16 protein-coding genes are annotated in these 17,859 nt (G+C 43.4%); 15 read left to right on the forward strand and 1 reads right to left on the reverse strand.

Annotated features, from left to right (window positions below; genetic code table 11):
- Positions 1–58 precede the first annotated feature (58 nt).
- The 11 genes from IQO02_RS11780 (at position 59) to IQO02_RS11830 (ending at position 12,561) form a co-directional block, all read left to right on the forward strand.
- Positions 59–1,981 carry a heme lyase CcmF/NrfE family subunit gene (locus IQO02_RS11780; protein WP_016792547.1) on the forward strand — a complete coding sequence of 641 codons (1,923 nt, stop codon included), beginning with the start codon at positions 59–61 and terminating at the stop codon, positions 1,979–1,981.
- Positions 1,962–2,516 (forward strand): DsbE family thiol:disulfide interchange protein, encoded by a 555-nt coding sequence (locus tag IQO02_RS11785; RefSeq protein WP_016783883.1) that lies wholly within the window; start codon positions 1,962–1,964, stop codon positions 2,514–2,516. Before IQO02_RS11780 ends, IQO02_RS11785 begins: the two co-directional genes overlap by 20 nt.
- Positions 2,513–2,953: a heme lyase NrfEFG subunit NrfF gene (gene nrfF, locus IQO02_RS11790; RefSeq protein ID WP_016783884.1), complete on the forward strand. Its 441-nt coding sequence runs from the start codon at positions 2,513–2,515 to the stop codon at positions 2,951–2,953. The genes IQO02_RS11785 and nrfF overlap by 4 nt, the downstream gene beginning before the upstream one ends.
- Before the next feature lie 514 nt (positions 2,954–3,467).
- Positions 3,468–4,064, forward strand: a complete 597-nt coding sequence (locus IQO02_RS11795; protein WP_009848836.1) for a GTP cyclohydrolase II — start codon at positions 3,468–3,470, stop codon at positions 4,062–4,064.
- 176 nt (positions 4,065–4,240) lie between these two features.
- The gene (locus tag IQO02_RS11800; protein WP_193838546.1) at positions 4,241–5,500 is read left to right on the forward strand and encodes an imelysin family protein; all 1,260 of its coding nucleotides are present in this window, start codon (positions 4,241–4,243) and stop codon (positions 5,498–5,500) included.
- Between the two features lie 270 nt (positions 5,501–5,770).
- Entirely contained in the window at positions 5,771–7,159 is a 1,389-nt protein-coding gene (locus IQO02_RS11805) for a di-heme oxidoredictase family protein (RefSeq protein WP_016788536.1), read from the forward strand.
- Between the two features lie 141 nt (positions 7,160–7,300).
- Positions 7,301–8,362 carry an imelysin family protein gene (locus IQO02_RS11810; RefSeq protein WP_010438154.1) on the forward strand — a complete coding sequence of 354 codons (1,062 nt, stop codon included), beginning with the start codon at positions 7,301–7,303 and terminating at the stop codon, positions 8,360–8,362.
- Positions 8,352–9,440 carry a DUF1513 domain-containing protein gene (locus tag IQO02_RS11815; RefSeq protein WP_016792545.1) on the forward strand — a complete coding sequence of 363 codons (1,089 nt, stop codon included), beginning with the start codon at positions 8,352–8,354 and terminating at the stop codon, positions 9,438–9,440. The genes IQO02_RS11810 and IQO02_RS11815 overlap by 11 nt, the downstream gene beginning before the upstream one ends.
- A gap of 81 nt (positions 9,441–9,521) precedes the next feature.
- Positions 9,522–11,060, forward strand: coding sequence for a L,D-transpeptidase family protein (locus tag IQO02_RS11820; protein WP_016783886.1), 1,539 nt, complete (start codon positions 9,522–9,524; stop codon positions 11,058–11,060).
- Between the two features lie 199 nt (positions 11,061–11,259).
- Positions 11,260–11,808 carry a YcbK family protein gene (locus tag IQO02_RS11825; protein WP_010438161.1) on the forward strand — a complete coding sequence of 183 codons (549 nt, stop codon included), beginning with the start codon at positions 11,260–11,262 and terminating at the stop codon, positions 11,806–11,808.
- Between the two features lie 99 nt (positions 11,809–11,907).
- Positions 11,908–12,561, forward strand: coding sequence for an MBL fold metallo-hydrolase (locus tag IQO02_RS11830; protein ID WP_016794683.1), 654 nt, complete (start codon positions 11,908–11,910; stop codon positions 12,559–12,561).
- A gap of 123 nt (positions 12,562–12,684) precedes the next feature.
- On the opposite strand, the gene IQO02_RS11835 is transcribed toward IQO02_RS11830, so the two are convergent.
- The gene (locus tag IQO02_RS11835; protein WP_010438164.1) at positions 12,685–13,485 is read right to left on the reverse strand and encodes a DUF2982 domain-containing protein; all 801 of its coding nucleotides are present in this window, start codon (positions 13,483–13,485) and stop codon (positions 12,685–12,687) included.
- Positions 13,486–13,705: 220 nt separating this feature from the next.
- Between IQO02_RS11835 and IQO02_RS11840 the strand changes: the two genes are divergently transcribed.
- The 4 genes from IQO02_RS11840 to IQO02_RS11855 all read left to right on the forward strand — a co-directional run bounded on the left by IQO02_RS11840 (position 13,706) and on the right by IQO02_RS11855 (position 17,768).
- Entirely contained in the window at positions 13,706–14,098 is a 393-nt protein-coding gene (locus IQO02_RS11840) for a hypothetical protein (RefSeq protein WP_004733388.1), read from the forward strand.
- A gap of 516 nt (positions 14,099–14,614) precedes the next feature.
- On the forward strand, positions 14,615–15,709 hold the full coding sequence (locus tag IQO02_RS11845) for a TRAP transporter substrate-binding protein (protein WP_010438168.1): 1,095 nt from the start codon (positions 14,615–14,617) through the stop codon (positions 15,707–15,709).
- Between the two features lie 221 nt (positions 15,710–15,930).
- Complete coding sequence (locus tag IQO02_RS11850; protein WP_010438170.1) at positions 15,931–16,473, forward strand: TRAP transporter small permease subunit; 543 nt, start codon at positions 15,931–15,933, stop codon at positions 16,471–16,473.
- 11 nt (positions 16,474–16,484) lie between these two features.
- Positions 16,485–17,768 carry a TRAP transporter large permease gene (locus IQO02_RS11855; protein ID WP_010438172.1) on the forward strand — a complete coding sequence of 428 codons (1,284 nt, stop codon included), beginning with the start codon at positions 16,485–16,487 and terminating at the stop codon, positions 17,766–17,768.
- Positions 17,769–17,859 lie beyond the last annotated feature (91 nt).

Consider the following 17,859-nt stretch of genomic DNA (forward strand, 5'->3'; position numbering starts at 1 on the left):
ATAAAAGCGAATAACGGTTTAACTTGGCTCTGCTCCGGTAGAGTCTTATTGAGGTGATATGGTCGGTTCTTTGGGGCTGTTTAGTTTAGTGTTGGTTGCTGTGCTCAGTAGCCTTATTGGCGTGCATTCGTTTTATCAAATGCTAAATAAACGGGCGCAAAATCTAGGCTTAATCCGCAGTTTCTCTCTTTCAAGTGCATTTTTTTCTCTCACTTCTGTCGCATTGCTTGGCTATGCCTTTGTCAGTGATGACTTCTCTATTCTCTATGTCGCTGAACATTCAAATACCCAATTACCCTCATTTTTTAAGCTTGCGGCCGTATGGGCAGGACATGAAGGTTCCTTGTTGTTTTGGGTACTGACGATCAGCATCTGGTCTGGCGTGATCGCCTTACAAAAACACTATTCGAATGAATACCAAAGCCGAGTGCTGTGGGTGATGAACCTACTGCTCGCGATATTTGCTTGGTTCACGTTATTCGCATCAAATCCGTTTGAAATGAATTCGATCTTGCCGCTAGAAGGGCGTGACCTTAACCCAATGTTGCAAGATGTCGGTCTGATTTTTCACCCGCCATTGCTTTACCTTGGCTATGTCGGCTTTTCTGTGGTGCTGGCATTTGCAGTTGCTGCTTTGCTGGTTGATCCAATAGAATTTGATTGGGTTGTCCATTGCCGAAGTTGGTGTCTTGTTGCGTGGATCTTTTTAACTGCAGGGATCATTCTTGGCTCTTGGTGGGCGTATTACGAATTAGGCTGGGGCGGCTGGTGGTTCTGGGATCCGGTTGAGAATGCCAGCTTGCTGCCATGGCTTACTTCGACAGCTTTACTGCATAGTCTAGGCGTTGCCAAGGGTAAGCAACAGCTTCTTAAGTGGTCTCTTAGCCTTGCTTTCATTACATTTTGCTTGAGTATCTTAGGCACGTTTATTGTTCGTTCTGGCGTACTTACATCGGTACACGCTTTTGCAGTTGACCCAACCAAAGGTATCGCACTACTACTTATATTAGTGCTGGTGCTGGTGAGTTCATTTTCTCTGCTTATCATCAGAGAGGAGTCTTTTGAATCAAGTCCGATTACGAGTTTCGCCAGTAAGAGCTTTTTGAGTTTAGTCGCCGTGCTCATTTTTGTTTTGGCAACGACAGTTGTGGTGTTTGGTACGTTTTATCCAATGATCTTTGAACTGCTTGGGTTAGGGAACATATCGGTAGGTGCGCCTTACTTTAACCTACTGATTGCGCCTTTGGCTTTGCTCGCACTTGGTGTGATTGGTTTAGCCCCATTGTTGAGCGTTAAACCTCAAGCAACCAAAGGTGTTATTTTATTGTTAGCTGTGTTGTCGTTGGCATTGGGTTACGTTTGTTATTCATGGCAAGTGGAACAAGTCCAACGACAAGTGATGGTTTTGATGACATGGTCACTCGCATTTTGGGTTTTACTTACTCATGTTTATGGCTTAGCGGTAACGCGCAGTTCCAAGTTCCAACGCAAAGTCTGGGTGATGACATTTGCTCATGTTGGTATTGCGGTCTTGGCTATAGGCGCTGCAATGAACAGTTACCACTCGTTTGAGCGCAGCTATAAACTAAGCCCAGGTACACAAGTAGAGTTCATGGGTTGGACGCTTTCTCATCGGGATACTGAGCTTTATGTCGCCTCAAATTTTACCGCAGAGAAGGCGATACTTAAGCTAGAAACTGGCGAGCAAAGTTTTTCCATTACACCTGAAAGAAGACATTACCAAGTTCGAGTGATGAACATGAGCGAGCCCGCAATGAAATGGTTCTGGCATGGCGATGTGTATATCACCATGGGCGAGAAAATAGACTCAGCAGCCTATGCATTTCGTGTTCAATACAAGGCGTATGCGCGCTGGATCTGGTTTGGCGGGTTGTTCTCCATTATCGGCGCTTTACTCTCATTGACTCATCGTAAAAAGAAAACTGATAAGGCTGCACAGTATGCATACCAGCGTTCGTAACAAGCTAATTACTCTCATTGTCTTGGCATTAGTAGTGGTGTTGGGATTTGTCTTTGCGCTTGACAGTAAGCAACAAACGACCAGCGTTTCAGAGCAAAAAAGGGCATTTCCAGAATTCATATCTACTGCGTTAGTGAATAGTGAAAGCGTCAGTGGTCAGCAGGAAATTACGCTCGCTGATGTCACACAGCATCCTTACCAACTGGTCAATGTATGGGCTTCATGGTGCGGTATTTGTAAAACGGAACATGCTTTTCTGACCGAGTTGCGAAAGAAAGGCATTCCAATTGTTGGGCTAAATTATCGGGATAATTCAGGGACAGCGATCAATGTGTTATTGAGCGACGGCAATCCGTACTCAGTAGTGATCAGTGATCCTCAAGGTAAACTGGCGCTAGAGTTGGGCGTAATTGGAACCCCTGAAACGTATCTAGTCGATGCCAATGGCCAGATCATTAAAAAGCTATTGGGCGTGATTAATGAAACGGTATGGAAAGATGAACTTGCGATGTATTTTGATGGTGTGAATGGATGATGAAGTCTCTAATACAAACGTTGTTTATGCTGTCAGCTCTTGTAGTGATTAGCCTTCCTGCCATGGCTGAAGATCTGTTTACTGCCAGTAATAAAGATACGAGTATTCAAGTTGAACTGTTTGAGTTTGAAAACCCAGAACAACAGCAACGTGCTATCAGCTTGGCGAAAACGTTACGCTGTCCACAATGTCAAAACCAAAATCTGATTGAATCCAACTCACCGATAGCAAAAGACTTACGCCTTATTGTGTTCAATATGGTGAAAGCAGGGCATAGTAATAATGAAATTACTCAATATATGACGGAAAGGTTTGGTGAATTTGTGCTTTATAAACCAGCAATGAACACCTCTAACTTATTGCTCTGGTTGATGCCAAGTGTTCTTTTTTTTCTATTTATATATTTATCAATAAAAAGCGTTAGAAAGAGCTCATAAAAATTATGTATTACTGTTTACGAATTGACCTGTATTTTGTAACATTAAAGGATTATAAAGGCTAAGCACTGTTATATAAGGATGTATCTGTGGACAACGTAATCTCAAATTTAAAGAAAGAGTTCTATACTCATGTCCGATCTGACAAATGGGCAAAAAAATACAGTGCTAAATCGAGCATTTCTACGCTTACGCAGGAAGAACTGACTGAACTTGAGAATGCTTGGGTGCAACTTGTCATCTGGAAGCAAACCCAAGTAAGTTGATCGTGCTTTAAAAAGTATCGCCTTAGCCGCACCAGATAAATTTATAACCCCATGTTGGTCATCCCAATGTGGGGTTTTTTGTTGCTTGAAAAATAATTGTTATAATATAACAATTTGTGCGTGGTCGACCTTGAAAAAAATTGTTAACAGCCTCATAGTGTCTATCATTAGATAGTTCGCTACAAAATATTGCCTAGACATATAGCGTAGTGTTGTTAAATACATAGAATTTTCAAGTGAGTATAGCTATGGCGGAAGTACGTGCCAGAATAGATTTCAAAGTAGGGGTAACAAGCAGCATTGATGCTGAACTTCTGTCTTTTCATGGGTTGAAAACAGATAAAGAGCATGTTGCTGTGATATTTAAGTCAGCAGATAAGACACAAGACATACCTCTTGTTCGTATGCACTCTGAGTGTCTTACTGGTGATGTATTCCATTCTTCTCGCTGTGACTGTGGCGAGCAGCTAGACGAAACTATAAGAATTATGGGCGAAACGGGCGGAGTGATTCTTTATCTTCGTCAAGAAGGCCGCGGTATTGGTTTGTACAACAAAATCGATGCATACCGCCTTCAAAGTGAAGGTATGAACACCTACGAAGCCAACAACCACTTAGGTTTTGGTGATGACTTACGCGATTTTACTGAAGCAGCTGAAATGCTACGTGCTTTAGGTACGACCAAAATCCGCTTGGTGACCAATAACCCTAAGAAAATCAATGAATTGAAATCTTTTGGTATTGAAATTGAAGAAGTAGTGAACACGTCTGCTCATATCAAATCAGGTAACGAAAGCTATCTGAAGGCGAAAGTCTCACACGGTAAGCACAACCTGGATATCTAATCCATTGACTTGTTGCGCCCAACACAAAAATGTTTAAAGACCTCACTCATGTGAGGTTTTTTTGTATTTATCTTGCAATAAAATTGTAAGTTTGTATTATTCAAATCCGTAGTGTAAATGATAATGGTTTGCACTATTACTACGAATAATAATTTAAAGCTCAACAAGGATGCTTCATGACCATTAAATCTTTAGTGACAAAAGCGGTAACTTCGTCACTCATTTTTGCCTCGGCTTCTACTTTCGCTGCAGTAACTCAAGATCAAGTTGTAGAACACTACGCAGATATTGCTCATGCGGTGTTCGCTGATTCAGTAATTACAGCAAAAGCGTTGAATTCTTCTATTGATACCTTCTTAGCTTCTCCTTCTGCTGGCAATTTCGAACAAGTAAAACAAGCTTGGCTTGAGTCTCGCGTACCTTACCAGCAATCAGAAGTATTCCGATTCGGTAACGCTGTTGTTGATGATTGGGAAGGTCAATTAAACGCATGGCCACTTGATGAAGGTTTGATCGATTACGTATCTTCGGATTACCAATATGAACTTGGTAACGAAGGCGCAAGCGCAAACATCGTTGCGAACAAGACTTTCCAAATTGGTCAGACTACCGTTGATGCAACGAACATCACTCCTGAGCTAATTGCAGACCTTAACGAGATCGGTGGTTCTGAAGCAAACGTAGCGTCTGGTTATCACGCAATTGAATTCCTACTTTGGGGCCAAGATTTGAACGGCACAAACAGCGGTGCAGGTCAGCGTGCTTATACTGATTTTGTTGTTGGTGCTGAATGTACAAACGGCAACTGTGACCGTCGTGGCGCATACCTAAAAGCATCAGCTGAACTCCTTATCCAAGATCTAGAGTGGATGGAAAAGCAGTGGGCTGAAGGCGAGAAAGGCAACTACCGTCAAGAACTTCTTGCTGAATCTAGCGAAAACGGTTTGCGTAAAATGCTATTTGGAATGGGCTCACTATCTCTAGGTGAGCTAGCGGGTGAGCGTATGAAGGTGGCTTTAGAAGCTAACTCTACTGAAGACGAGCACGATTGTTTCTCTGATAACACTCACAACTCTCACTACTACAACGAGCAAGGCATCTACAACGTTTACACGGGCCTATACAAGCGTGAAGACGGTACTCTACTTTCAGGTCCAAGCCTGTTTGACCTAGTAGAGCAAAAAGATGAGCTAGCTGCGAAAGAGATCCAAAAGCAGTTTGACTTAGCACGTGCACAAGTAGGTGAATTAGTAACGTCTGCAGAGAAAAACAACCAGCATTTCGATCAGCTAATCGCTGCCGACAACGCTGCGGGTAACGCATTAGTGAACAAAACAATTGTTGCGCTAGTATCTCAAACCGCTGCAATCGAACGCGCTGCTGGTGTTATTGGCATTGATAGCCTAAACCCAGACACGGCTGATCACGAGTTCTAAGAACCCGAGGTTAATACCAATCGTAGTAAATAACTGGTCAGCCTAGCTAGTTAAAACGCTCGATAACGGCGTTGTAATTTTTGATTGTAGAATAACTACTTATCAGAAAATCACGCCTTGTTCTCAAGCCTTTTTCCTACGCTATTTCTGATCACTTACTGTGATTGGTATAGAACCAATGTAGGGGCTCTCATTGAGCCCTTAATTGTTTGCTACTCAAGAAAGTTATTCCCTAATAAAAACTAAAATCAAAACACAGCAAGGCAATGTATGAAGTCGTATCTATCAGCCTCACTATTAACCGCACTGTTTTTCTTATCTCCATTACACGCCCATGAAACCTACTCTGGTGGTAAAACTACCGTAAAGAAAGAGGGAGCGAATGCTTTTTCTCTTCCTGCTGCCAATTTACCAATGAGTAAACGCTTAGATTTCAGTGTAGGTAATAGCTTCTTTAGAAACCCTTGGGTACCCGCTCCGTCATCGACTGATGCACGCGATGGCCTTGGCCCACTATTTAACACAAACGGCTGTCAAAATTGTCACATCAAAGATGGCCGTGGTCATGCACCTGAAAAAGGTGATGAGAACGCGGTTTCGATGTTGGTTCGCTTGAGTATTCCCGCTGAAACACCAGAGCAAAGACAAGCCTTTATTCGTGATGGTGGTATTCCTGAACCGACCTACGGCGGCCAGCTACAAGATTTCGCTCTTCAAGGGGTAAAACCGGAGGGCAAAGTAAACATTAGCTACAAGGATGTTCCTGTTGAATTCAAAGACGGCACCGTCGTTACCCTACGTAAACCTACTTTAAAGATTACGGATCTTGCCTTCGGCGAGATGCATCCTAAAACTGAATTTTCTGCTCGAGTTGCACCGCCAATGATTGGCCTTGGTCTGCTTGAGAGCATTTCAAAAGAAACGATTCTTGGATTTTCTGAGCAGCAATTAGCTGATAAGCAAGGCGTGTCGGGTAAGGCTAACTACGTTCTGGATGTTCAAACCAACGAAATAACCTTAGGTCGTTTTGGTTGGAAAGCAGGACAGCCAAATCTGATGCAACAAAATGCTGCGGCATTCAATGGTGATTTGGGCTTAACGAGCCGCCTGTTCCCTAATGAGAACTGCACATCAGTACAATCAACTTGTGATGATTTTCCAAATGGGGGGGATCCAGAAGTTAGCGATAACATTCTAGATTTTGTTGAGTTTTACTCACAGCATTTGGCTGTACCTATTCGCCGTAACGTTGGGAACCCTATGGTTGTTCAAGGTAAAAAACTGTTTAAAGATATTGGTTGCCAAAGTTGCCACCAATCTGAAATTCGTACGGGTGAGCGTGAAGGTTTGCCTGCGTTATCTAATCAGTTAATTAGTCCATACACCGATATGCTGCTGCACGATATGGGTGAAGGCTTAGCGGATCATCGCCCTGAGTATTTAGCAAGCGGCCAAGAGTGGCGTACAACACCATTGTGGGGGCTCGGTTATACCAAAGAAGTGAATGGTCACACCTTCTTACTTCATGACGGTCGTGCAAGAAACGTTATGGAAGCGGTGCTTTGGCACGGTGGTGAAGCAGAGATGGCGAAACAGAAGGTTCTGTCTTTGAATGCGACTGAGCGCGAAGCACTACTGGCATTTTTGAACTCGCTATAGGCAGTCTTAAGCTTAGCGCCTCAACGGCGAGTTAGCCAAAAACATACTACCGCTGAACTTGTAGTAATACGAGCTCAGCGGTCGTTTCATATTTATTGAATTCATATAATTAAAAGAAAAACTAGGAAGTAAGGTAACAGCATGACACATAAATTTTTGTTAATGCCTTTGTCGGTATTAATCATGGCAGGCTGCCAATCATCGGGTGAGCAAACGGCTTCATCTGAGGTTAACGGTGTTTCTTATCAAGCAGACATGACCGCTCACATCAGTCGTAGCGTGTACCAACAAGAGTTTGATTCAGCCGTCCTATTCGCTAGGCAAGCCAGTGAACTGGAAGTCTTGATGCAAGGTTACTGTGAAACCAACAATGTTGAGCTGGATGCTTTGAAAAATCAGTGGCAGCTCACGATGAACAGCTGGATGGCACTGCAAGGTCAAGAAAGAGGCCCAATAGCGGCACTGGAAGAGAGCTGGAATGTTCAGTTTTGGCCAGACAAAAAGAACACCACAGGCTTAAAAATGCGTCAGCTGACTCAGCAAGAGAAAGCTTGGTCACAAGACGAAATCGCACAGCAGAGTGTTACTGTTCAAGGACTTGGTGCCTTAGAGTGGTCTCTGTATGATGAGCAATCTCCACTGCTTCAAGACAAAGCTTCAGGTTGTCTATCTTCACAAGCTATCGCACAAAACTTGGCTGTGAAGTCTACCTCTATTGCTGAGGCCTGGCAGGTTAACCCTTGGCTAGCACTGGACGAGATGCGCTGGGAGTCGGAATACATCGCTTTATTGACCAACCAACTTGATTACAGCATGAAAAAGCTGAGTCGCCCAATGGCTAAGATTGGCCACCCGCGACCATATTTCTCTGAGTCGTGGCGCGCACAAACCTCAATGATTCAGCTAAAGGCGAATGTTGCTGCGCTTGAGAAGCTTTACCTCGCAGATGGTAATGGTCTTGATGGTTTATTGAGAGAGAAGGGCTTAAACGATCTTGCTGATCGTGTTGCTGCCCAGTTCACGCTAACGCTAGATACTTGGCCTACAGAATCAAGCCTGTTTACTCTGCTACAGAGCAAAGAAGGTTACCGAGAAGTACTGACTCAATACAATAAACTAGAACGTTTGAAGTACCTGATTCATGAAGAAGTGGCGATAGAGCTTGGCGTGGTAATAGGATTTAATGCTACCGATGGTGACTGATACTACACGAAGAAGTTTACTTAAGGCTGCACTAGGTTGTGCAGCGGTTCCTGTATTTCCATTTGGGTGTACTAGTCTCTCTAATGTCGTGAGTTCATCTAATGAGCCTCAATTAATCGGTTGTGCGCTTAATGGACGAGGCCAATATTCAGCCGTTGTGGCTGATGAATATGGGATGCAATTGAGCCAGCTGCCGATTCCCGATCGTGGTCATGGCGTCGCTATTTGCCCAACTCAATCACATGCGGTGGTTTTTGCTCGTCGTCCTGGTGATTATTTTATGGTGTTTGACTATAAAAAGGGTGAACAAATCAAAATGGTCGTTAAGGGGCGTAATCGTCACTTTTATGGTCATGGCATTTATTCATTAGATGGCAAATTACTGTATGCCACTGAAGGCAAAACTGACAGCAGCCAAGGTGTGATTGGCGTTTACGATGTCGCGCAAGGGTATCGTAAAGTTGAAGAATTTACCGGTTTTGGCATTGGACCTCATGAAGTCATCATCATGCCTGACGGTAACCTCGCAATCGGTGTTGGTGGCGTTCATACTGACGGTAGAACACCGAAAAACCTTGATTCGATGCAACCGAGTTTGAGCTATGTTTCACCTGAAGGCGTGCTACTTGAGCAGGTTGAATTGCTGGACAAGAAGCTGAGCATTCGACACTTAGCGCATGATGGCGCTGAAACCGTACTATGTGGCCAGCAATATCGTGGCGAGCCCGATGAGTATCCTTCACTTTTAACGATGCACACTAAAGGTGGACGATTTGAATCACTGAACGCGGAGCCAGAACAATGGGCAAGGTTCAATCACTACATCGCGAGTATTGCGGCGTCAGATGATTGGATTATTGCGACCTCGCCAAGAGGAAACTGCTACGGTATTTGGTCTAAAGACACTAAAGAACTCGTAGAACTATCTGCTTTATCAGATGCTTCTGGCGCTGTGCTGCTTGATGGTGAGTTTAGATTGAGCTCTGGAGCGGGTAGTGTGGTGAGCCAACGAAAGCCTTATGAAAAATCAATTCAGCAATCATCTATTCAGTGGGATAATCACTGGAGTGCAATTTGATTTATAAAACTCCTTAAAAAATAACATGCTTACTCCAATTTCTTTGCCATACTTATGAGATTGTTGGTGATGGAGTTAAGCATGTTAGCGAAGTACTTCTTTGGATTATTGGTGTTAGTCTCTGTGCATGCGTGGAGCTATACGAGTTCTGACGAGAGCGGATTTATTCCGGCTGATTCAGAACTCTCTTTCATGCTCATTTATCCAGAGCTAACCCAGAGTATTTATCAAGACTCTTCTCTTCCTATTCTTTGGGACTCTCCTGAACTTGTTAAAGCATTTGAGTTCCAATTGTCGCTTCTAGAACAAGCCCAAATGGCACCGCTCTTTGAGCGTCAACTCAAGCAAATTCGTCAATACCAAGCCCAACGCCAATGGAAAGAGTTGGACATATTATTGACCGATACCTTTATTTATTACTTGAGTTACGTAGAAAATGCGCCACTGGTCGGTAAAGAGTGGTACTTCTCAGGCAAGCTACACTCCAAATTACCTGCACCTTCTCCTCATATTTTGATGAGATTAAAGAGCAGCGTCGCCAATGATTATTTATTGGAGATGGTGCTGTCTTACGCGCCGCCTGTTGGGAATTTTGATCAATTCAAGGCGACCTATTCAGTGTTAGAAACTGCATCCGAGCTTAATATCGAGCGATACAGGCAGGAAGGTTTGAAACGTTTAGGTGACGATCTTTCAGATAAAGTAGCGCTTGTAGAACGTATCGCTCTGGTGGGTGTAGACACATCAATGGTGGCTGTTGATCTTCCAGTGTTCGATCGAGATTTGCAAAAAGCGATTAAGTCCTTTCAACACATGCATGGCCTGACAGCTGATGGGATTATAGGGCCTGACACGATCAAATGGATCAACATGAGTTTTGATGATCGATTGAATTCATTAGCGTTGAATGCAGAGCGCGTTCGTTTGTGGCCAAGAGATAGAGATTCTCTCATCGTCGTCAATGTACCTAGTTTTGATATGAAGTACTGGGAAGATGGTGAAGAGGTATTTGAGTCCAAAGTCGTCGTGGGCAGAAAGTCGCGAAAAACACCGCTTTTAGAGATAAATCTAGATTCGGTGATCTTAAACCCAACTTGGAATGTGCCATGGAAAATAATGGTGAAAGACATCTTGCCTAAGGTGAAAGCCGATGAAAGCTACCTTGAAACCCATAACTTCCAAGTGATTGATGGTTGGCGTTCTATGGAAACTGTCGATACCACCGAGATTGATTGGCAAACCATTAATTTCAACTCGTTCCCATATCGCATGCGTCAACAGGCGGGCTCTCGAAATGCATTGGGTTTGTATAAATTCAACACCCCCAATAAACGTGCGATATATCTGCATGATACGCCAAGTAAAGGCCTGTTTAATGATGACTTTCGTGCTTATAGCTCAGGTTGTATAAGAGTCGAACATGCCGAACAATTGGCTGAATTGCTATTTGCGACTAAGGTTAGAAAGGTTCCTAATCAAGGCGGTGACTTAGCACCTAATACCAAGGTTCGACTCAAGAAGAGAATTCCAGTGCATATTATCTATCAAACTGTATTGTTTGAAGAAGAGGGCATTCAGTACCGTGGTGATATTTACCAGTACGATAAAGCGGGTGGTTAACAAACGGCGAAATCAACAATGGTGATCTTGACCGAAAAATGACAACCAAGCTTCTATTGATAAAATTATAATGTGTATCAATAACTAACCGCACAAAGGTTACAAATACTAACGTTTTGGGTGCTTTTCGTACGTTGACGCAGCAATTTTCATTATGTATCGTGCATTTTTCGTTCGATATAATTGGTTTTTTTGCTGTATGTCTCAAAGTTTATTTTCTCGCCGTCAGTTTCTGACTTACGCTGGTGGTACTGCTGTTGTCGCCTCAATCACACCTTCTATCGCTTTTGCTTCATACCCAGATCAGCCTAGAACGATCAGCATGAACAATCTTCACACTGGTGAAAGGTTGGAGACCTGCTATTTTGATGGCACGAACTATGTTGGTGATGAGATGGCTCGCCTAAGCAAATTGTGCCGTGACTTCCGCCGCAATGAGATTCACCCGATGGACAAGAATTTGTTTGACCAGATCACTCAGATTCAAAATGTTCTAGGTATTCAAAAAGAAGTTCAAATTATCTCTGGTTACCGTTCGCCGGCGACCAATGAAGCACTGCGAGCAAACTCGAATGGTGTCGCAAAAAAGAGTTATCACATGTTGGGTAAAGCGATCGATTTCCGTATTGATGGCGTTAACCTAAAAGAATTAAGAGACGTAGCCAAAAGCCTGAACGCGGGTGGTGTCGGTTATTATGCGCGTAGCAACTTTATCCATATTGACACAGGTCCTGTACGCAGTTGGTAACGTTAAGCTGAATTTGCGAGCGAATGCTAGGTACTTGTCAAAGTAGACATCCAATGTCATAGTTTGCCCAAATTTCAGTTTGCCCTCTAAGGTTTGTATATGTCTCTTAAGTATCAAGTTGTTCCTGTTACCTCTTTCTCTCAAAACTGCTCAATTGTGTGGTGTGATGAGACAATGGAAGGCATCGTTGTCGATCCGGGTGGTGATGTTCAGCAACTGGCTGCTATCATCGAAGAGTTAGGTGTTAAAGTGGTGAACTTGGTATTGACTCACGGTCACCTAGACCATGTAGGTGGAACAGTACCACTTGCTGAAATCTTGAACGTGAAAATTGTTGGTCCACATAAGGCGGACAACTTTTGGCTTCAAGGTTTAGAGAACCAAAGTCAAATGTTTGGTTTCCCACTGTGCAAAGCTTTTGAACCAAACACATGGTTAGAAGAGGGTGACAAAGTCACTTTTGGTAACCAAGTGATTGATGTGATCCATACTCCGGGTCATACACCGGGTCACGTCGTGCTATTCAGTGAGCAAGCTCGTTTAGCGTTTGTGGGTGATGTGTTGTTCAATGGCGCAATTGGCCGAACTGACTTCCCTCAAGGCGATTTCAATACGCTGATTGCTTCAATCAAGACTAAGCTTTGGCCATTAGGCAGTGATGTGACATTTGTACCGGGTCATGGTCCTGAGTCTACATTTGGTCGTGAGCGCGCATCAAACCCATTCGTAGCCGATGAAATGCCACTATATTAATTAAGTCTGTGATTAGCACGCCGATCATTCGTGTTGCGGTTGATTGAAATGAAGCTTAGCTTTTGTTTGAACGCTAAGCTTTTTTAATTCAATGCGTGTTCGTTTATTCTAAACGTCTTCGCTTTAATCAGAAAAGCGCTCAGCAGCAGCCAAGTAACGTCGAGCTAATCCAATGAACTCTTCCCCACTCATATTCAAATCTTGAGTTGATATGAAAATATCATAACCGTGGAAACCCCTTTGGTACTTCATCCTATTGGCAAGCATCGCCTGTAATCCAGAATAGTCCTTAATCACCGTTTCTTTATTATTTCTATCATCAGATGTATCCAAGTTGCCCTGCTTTTGACTATCGTTGAAACAAACGTCGTCTGAATTTTGCGACTCTTTATGTCTGCTCTGTCCAACACAACCGTTCTCAGTACGACGTGCATGGTAATGCGATGAGTCGAGAACCATATCTTCAAAGTTTGACTCTTTACCCGCTTGCTTGGCGCCCAGATACAAAAGTGCTCGCTGGCTCAGTAATAACTCGCAAGTGATTTTAGGGCAAATTGAATCGAGGTAGGGCGAGTAATCTTTAATTTTAATACCGACCCAAGGTAAAGGTTGGTGCCAGCCTTCTTGTTCATAAGTACAAAGGCCAATTTTTTGGATGTTGCGCCATTTTAAAACCCAACCCCCCTTGTAGAAATGCTGCTGAAAGTGAGTGGGGGTGAGCGTGAACATGACTCTGCTGCGCAACATTAAATAATAGCCCGTACCCAAAAGCGCAATAATGCAAAATGCCCCCACGATCAGTAGCTTTGGGTTGTCGCTGTATAACGCAGTGATCAAGCAAACGAACCCCAAAATGACGGCGATAATTCGATACGAGCGTGTGAATGAAGGCAAAGAGAAGTTTGTAAGGTGACGAGTGTCCATAGGCAACACCAAGTTTTCATATTTTTGTCTGGATGGATAACCAGTGTATATGACCCTGAATTGATAAGTCGATGTTTAAATAATAGACGCTAATAGACAATATCGGTATTTTTCGTCGACTTTCGGCGCTTCACTCTACAAATAGCTCCTGTTTTTTGGTATAAATCGCGCTTCAAATTTTCACCACTGCGAAAAGAGCAGTGAACTGGAGAAATATTCAATGAGACTTGCTCATAAGCGTAAGGTGCAGGCTAAACTGCAGAAACGCACTAAAGCGGCTGTAGTTAAAGCAGTGGCAACGCCGAAAAAAGCGAAGCCTGTCGCAGAGAAAGTTGTAGCAGAAAAAACTGTAGCAGCAAAACCAGCGGTAGAGAAAGCAGTAGCAGCAACGAAAGAAGTTGCAGTAGCACTGACTCCTAAGCAACAACAAGTTCTAGACATCGTTGTTAGCAATGCTGAAGGCATTAACCCTAAAGGTATCGGCCTAGCAGCTGGTCAAGAAGACGCGAAAGCAGCTTCATGGGCAACAGGCGCATTGAAAAAACTTCTTGAAGAAAACCTAGTAGCGAAAGAGCAGCTAGCAGGTAACAAGGTTATCTACAAAGCTATCTAATCCTGTGGGATTACATTCGCTTCGTTAAGTTTTTAAGCCTCGATTTTCGAGGCTTTTTTTGTATCTAGCAAATAATACCAACCCCAGTTTTGCCACTTCATTTCCAATCTATTGTCCTGCGAAAGCGATTCCCTTGCCTGGCACTCTTGCTCCTAATCAGCAAGCCCCAAAGTAGGGCGTCCATAGTGATAGATCGCTAGTTGATATCACCAGAATGTAGCAAGGAATAGAGTCTCATCACGAAATGGGAATCAATTGTTAATTTCGATTCACTATAACTACTTAGGTATTTATCAATACCTGTTTCTATAGTGAATAACCTAACTCCTTTAAAGTAGGTGATATTGAATTATCTCCTACGTAGTTATACGTAATCCTTTGGTCTAATACGTACATTTAAACCAACCGTTCGTGCGTGCTCTCCCTGATATCTTGTTGCTTCATCACGGTGCACTCTTATGTTGAATCATAAAAAATGCTCAATGAAAGAGTGTTAACCCAACAAAGGACGTGAACATGAGTCTCATCTCTAACTCCCTCACACGAGTTTTTAAAAACGTTGCGGTAACTGCAGCGGCTTGTTTAGCTTTAGTCGCTACTGGTGCAACAGCTGCTGATAAGGTTTACCGTTTAAAGCTTGCCGAAACGTGGGGACCAAACTTCCCTGTTTTTGGTGATGCTACTAAGAATATGGCTGCTATGGCTGAGAAAATGTCGAATGGTCGACTGCAAATCCGCATCGATTCAGCCAATAAACATAAAGCTCCGCTTGGCGTATTTGACATGGTTAAGTCTGGTCAATACGACATGGGTCACTCAGGCTCTTATTACTGGAAAGGTAAAGTTCCAAACACACTTTACTTCACTTCTATGCCTTTCGGTATGACGCCAGCAGAACAGTACGCATGGTTCTATCACGGTGGTGGTATGGAGTTGATGGAGCAGGTTTACTCTCCACACAACTTGATGTCGTTCCCAGGTGGTAACACTGATATTCAGATGGGCGGTTGGTTTCAAAAAGAAATCAATAGTGTTGAAGACCTACAAGGCTTGAAAATGAGAATCCCAGGCTTCGCTGGTGAGATTCTTGCTGAGCTAGGCGCAAAACCAACAAACATTGCACCGGGTGAGCTTTACACGTCTCTAGAGCGACGCACAATTGATGCACTAGAGTGGGTGGGTCCATCACTTGATTTACGTATGGGTTTCCACAAAATTGCGCCTTATTACTACACAGGTTGGCATGAGCCAGGTTCAGAGCTTCAATTCCTAGTGAACAAGCGCACATGGAACAAGTTGCCTGAAGATCTACAAGAAATCCTTAGAGTTGCAATGCGTACTGCTGCTTATGACATGTACACACAAGCAACGCATGAAAGTGGCAAGAACTGGGTTTCAATGAAGACAGAATTCCCAGACGTACAAGTTAAAGATTTCCCACCAGAGGTTATGGCTGCATTGAAAGAAGCAAATGATCGCCTATTAGCTAAGCATGCTGAGAAAGATGAATTAGCAAAAGAGATCCAAGCTTCACAAGCAAGCTACCTAGAACAAGTTCGTTCATGGACGGATATTTCACACAGAGCTTATTTAAATAGCCAAGCGAAATAGTCGACATTTGTTGAACTAAAGATAAATGAACCCAAAGCTTTTTTTACTAGGTAACTGAGAGTGAGTAAGCGGCGGGTTCATTCAAATCATAATAATTAAGCAGGATAAATCCTGTATACGATCCCAAGAACCCTTTCTATGTCGTGAATCTGGTTAGCGCTACTCGTTTTAGCTGCACTAACTCAATACGCGATGTCTTTTCAAATTCCATGGAGTCGGGAATGCGAAGTCTAATTTATATTGAACGCCTGTTTAATCGTATCGGTGATGCACTGGGATGGCTTTCCAGTATGTTGTTTATTTTACTTATCGCTAACGTCGTGTATGACGTTGTCATGAGATATGCCTTCAACGATGTCTCAATCGCCTTTCAAGAGATGGAATGGCACCTTTTCTCAGCCGTATTTCTGTTAGGTGTTCCTTATGCCATCAAAGCGGGTGGGCATGTTCGAGTTGATGTGTTTTACGAGCAGCTGAGTTTTAAAGCTCAAGCCATTATTGATTTGCTTGGCACGGTTGTCTTCCTGCTTCCGTTTTGTTTGTTGGTGGCTTGGTTTGGTATCGATGTTGCTAAAGAGAGTTATGAGTTGGGTGAGACCTCAGGCGATCCCGGTGGTTTGCCTTATCGTTGGATCATCAAAGCTATGATCCCGCTGTCATTCTTCTTAATGGCGCTCAGTGGCGTGGGTTTGATCCTGCATTCACTGAACAAGATTTTTAATCCGCACCTTATCCACGCAAATAATATTCATACAAAGAATTAGTAGAGGCTGACATGATTGGAATAGTAATGTTTTTTGTCGCCTTGTTTGCACTTTTACTTGGCTTCCCAGTAGCGTTTACCTTTGGCGGTATCGCATTAATCTTTGGTGTTTGGGCTGAGGGCATTGAGATGTTTGCCTTCATGCCATATCGAATTCAATCGATCATGGAAAATACGGTGCTGATGGCCGTTCCATTGTTTGTTTTCATGGGGCTTGTTCTACAGAAGACCAAGCTTGCTGAGCAGTTGCTTGAGTCTATGGGCAGATTGTTTGGTGGGGTTCGTGGTGGTATCGCAATTTCGACGGTATTAGTAGGATCATTGCTTGCCGCTTCAACCGGTGTAGTTGGTGCTTCTGTGGTAGCGATGGGCCTGATTTCTCTGCCAGTAATGTTGAAATACAACTATGATAAAGGCTTAGCCTGCGGCACCATTTGTGCTTCTGGTACGCTTGGGCAAATCATTCCACCATCGATAGTTCTCATTCTATTGGGTGATGTGCTAGGTGTGCCAGTTGGTGACTTGTTCCAAGCGGCGATTTGGCCGGGCGTGATGTTAGTCGGTGCTTATATCGTGTACATATTGATATACGCGAAGCTAAACCCTGAAGCAGCTCAACCGATTGAACGTGATGACTCAATTAGTCGTAAGCAAGAAGTCATCAATGCTCTGAAAGCTATCGTACCGCCACTTGCGCTGATCATTGTTGTATTGGGCTCTATCTTCGCCGGTGTTGCTACGCCGACAGAGTCTGCTGCATTAGGTGGTGCGGGTGCTATGGTACTTGCTTTGCTATACGGTCAGTTTAGTTGGTCGATGGTGTATGACGCATCTAAAGAGACGGTAAAAGTAACGGCAATGGTCTTTGCTATCTTACTTGGTGCAACCGCGTTCTCAATGGCGTTCACTTACACTGGCGGTGATTATCTGGTTGAAGAGTGGATGTTACAGCTACCGGGTGAGAAGTGGGGCTTCTTGATTATCACCATGTTGGTTATTTTGATCCTCGGCTTCTTTATCGACTTCGTTGAGATCTGTTTTATCATCGTACCGATTATTGCACCTGTCGCTGAGTTGATGGGCATAAACATGACTTGGTTTGCTATCCTTATCGCGATGAACCTACAAACCTCATTCCTAACACCACCATTTGGTTTTAGTTTGTTCTATCTAAAAGGGGTGGCACCAAAAGGCGTAACCACTAAGGATATTTACCGAGGTGTAATGCCGTTCATTCTGATTCAAATCCTCGTGCTTGGATCACTTCTCGCTTTCCCATCTTTCTATGGAATGTGAGTGAAGCCAAGAATGTGAATGATATGTTTCAACGGTTAACGATAAATTGCTAAAATAAGACGGCTTATTGGTGTTCAATAAGCCGTTTTTT

It is taken from the genome of Vibrio sp. OPT24 (assembly GCF_015163545.1).
Taxonomy (GTDB): Bacteria; Pseudomonadota; Gammaproteobacteria; order Enterobacterales; family Vibrionaceae; genus Vibrio; species Vibrio cyclitrophicus.

What these genes read in the sequence shown, in the direction of transcription:
- IQO02_RS11830 (WP_016794683.1), top strand. Translation starts at nt 11,908, where the DNA reads ATGTCTCTTAAGTATCAAGTTGTTCCTGTTACCTCTTTCTCTCAAAAC.
- IQO02_RS11795 (WP_009848836.1), top strand. Translation starts at nt 3,468, where the DNA reads ATGGCGGAAGTACGTGCCAGAATAGATTTCAAAGTAGGGGTAACAAGC.
- IQO02_RS11845 (WP_010438168.1), top strand. Translation starts at nt 14,615, where the DNA reads ATGAGTCTCATCTCTAACTCCCTCACACGAGTTTTTAAAAACGTTGCG.
- nrfF (WP_016783884.1), top strand. Translation starts at nt 2,513, where the DNA reads ATGATGAAGTCTCTAATACAAACGTTGTTTATGCTGTCAGCTCTTGTA.
- IQO02_RS11840 (WP_004733388.1), top strand. Translation starts at nt 13,706, where the DNA reads ATGAGACTTGCTCATAAGCGTAAGGTGCAGGCTAAACTGCAGAAACGC.
- IQO02_RS11835 (WP_010438164.1), bottom strand. Translation starts at nt 13,485, where the DNA reads ATGGACACTCGTCACCTTACAAACTTCTCTTTGCCTTCATTCACACGC.
- IQO02_RS11810 (WP_010438154.1), top strand. Translation starts at nt 7,301, where the DNA reads ATGACACATAAATTTTTGTTAATGCCTTTGTCGGTATTAATCATGGCA.
- IQO02_RS11850 (WP_010438170.1), top strand. Translation starts at nt 15,931, where the DNA reads ATGCGAAGTCTAATTTATATTGAACGCCTGTTTAATCGTATCGGTGAT.
- IQO02_RS11820 (WP_016783886.1), top strand. Translation starts at nt 9,522, where the DNA reads ATGTTAGCGAAGTACTTCTTTGGATTATTGGTGTTAGTCTCTGTGCAT.
- IQO02_RS11785 (WP_016783883.1), top strand. Translation starts at nt 1,962, where the DNA reads ATGCATACCAGCGTTCGTAACAAGCTAATTACTCTCATTGTCTTGGCA.
- IQO02_RS11815 (WP_016792545.1), top strand. Translation starts at nt 8,352, where the DNA reads ATGGTGACTGATACTACACGAAGAAGTTTACTTAAGGCTGCACTAGGT.
- IQO02_RS11780 (WP_016792547.1), top strand. Translation starts at nt 59, where the DNA reads ATGGTCGGTTCTTTGGGGCTGTTTAGTTTAGTGTTGGTTGCTGTGCTC.
- IQO02_RS11805 (WP_016788536.1), top strand. Translation starts at nt 5,771, where the DNA reads ATGAAGTCGTATCTATCAGCCTCACTATTAACCGCACTGTTTTTCTTA.
- IQO02_RS11825 (WP_010438161.1), top strand. Translation starts at nt 11,260, where the DNA reads ATGTCTCAAAGTTTATTTTCTCGCCGTCAGTTTCTGACTTACGCTGGT.
- IQO02_RS11800 (WP_193838546.1), top strand. Translation starts at nt 4,241, where the DNA reads ATGACCATTAAATCTTTAGTGACAAAAGCGGTAACTTCGTCACTCATT.
- IQO02_RS11855 (WP_010438172.1), top strand. Translation starts at nt 16,485, where the DNA reads ATGATTGGAATAGTAATGTTTTTTGTCGCCTTGTTTGCACTTTTACTT.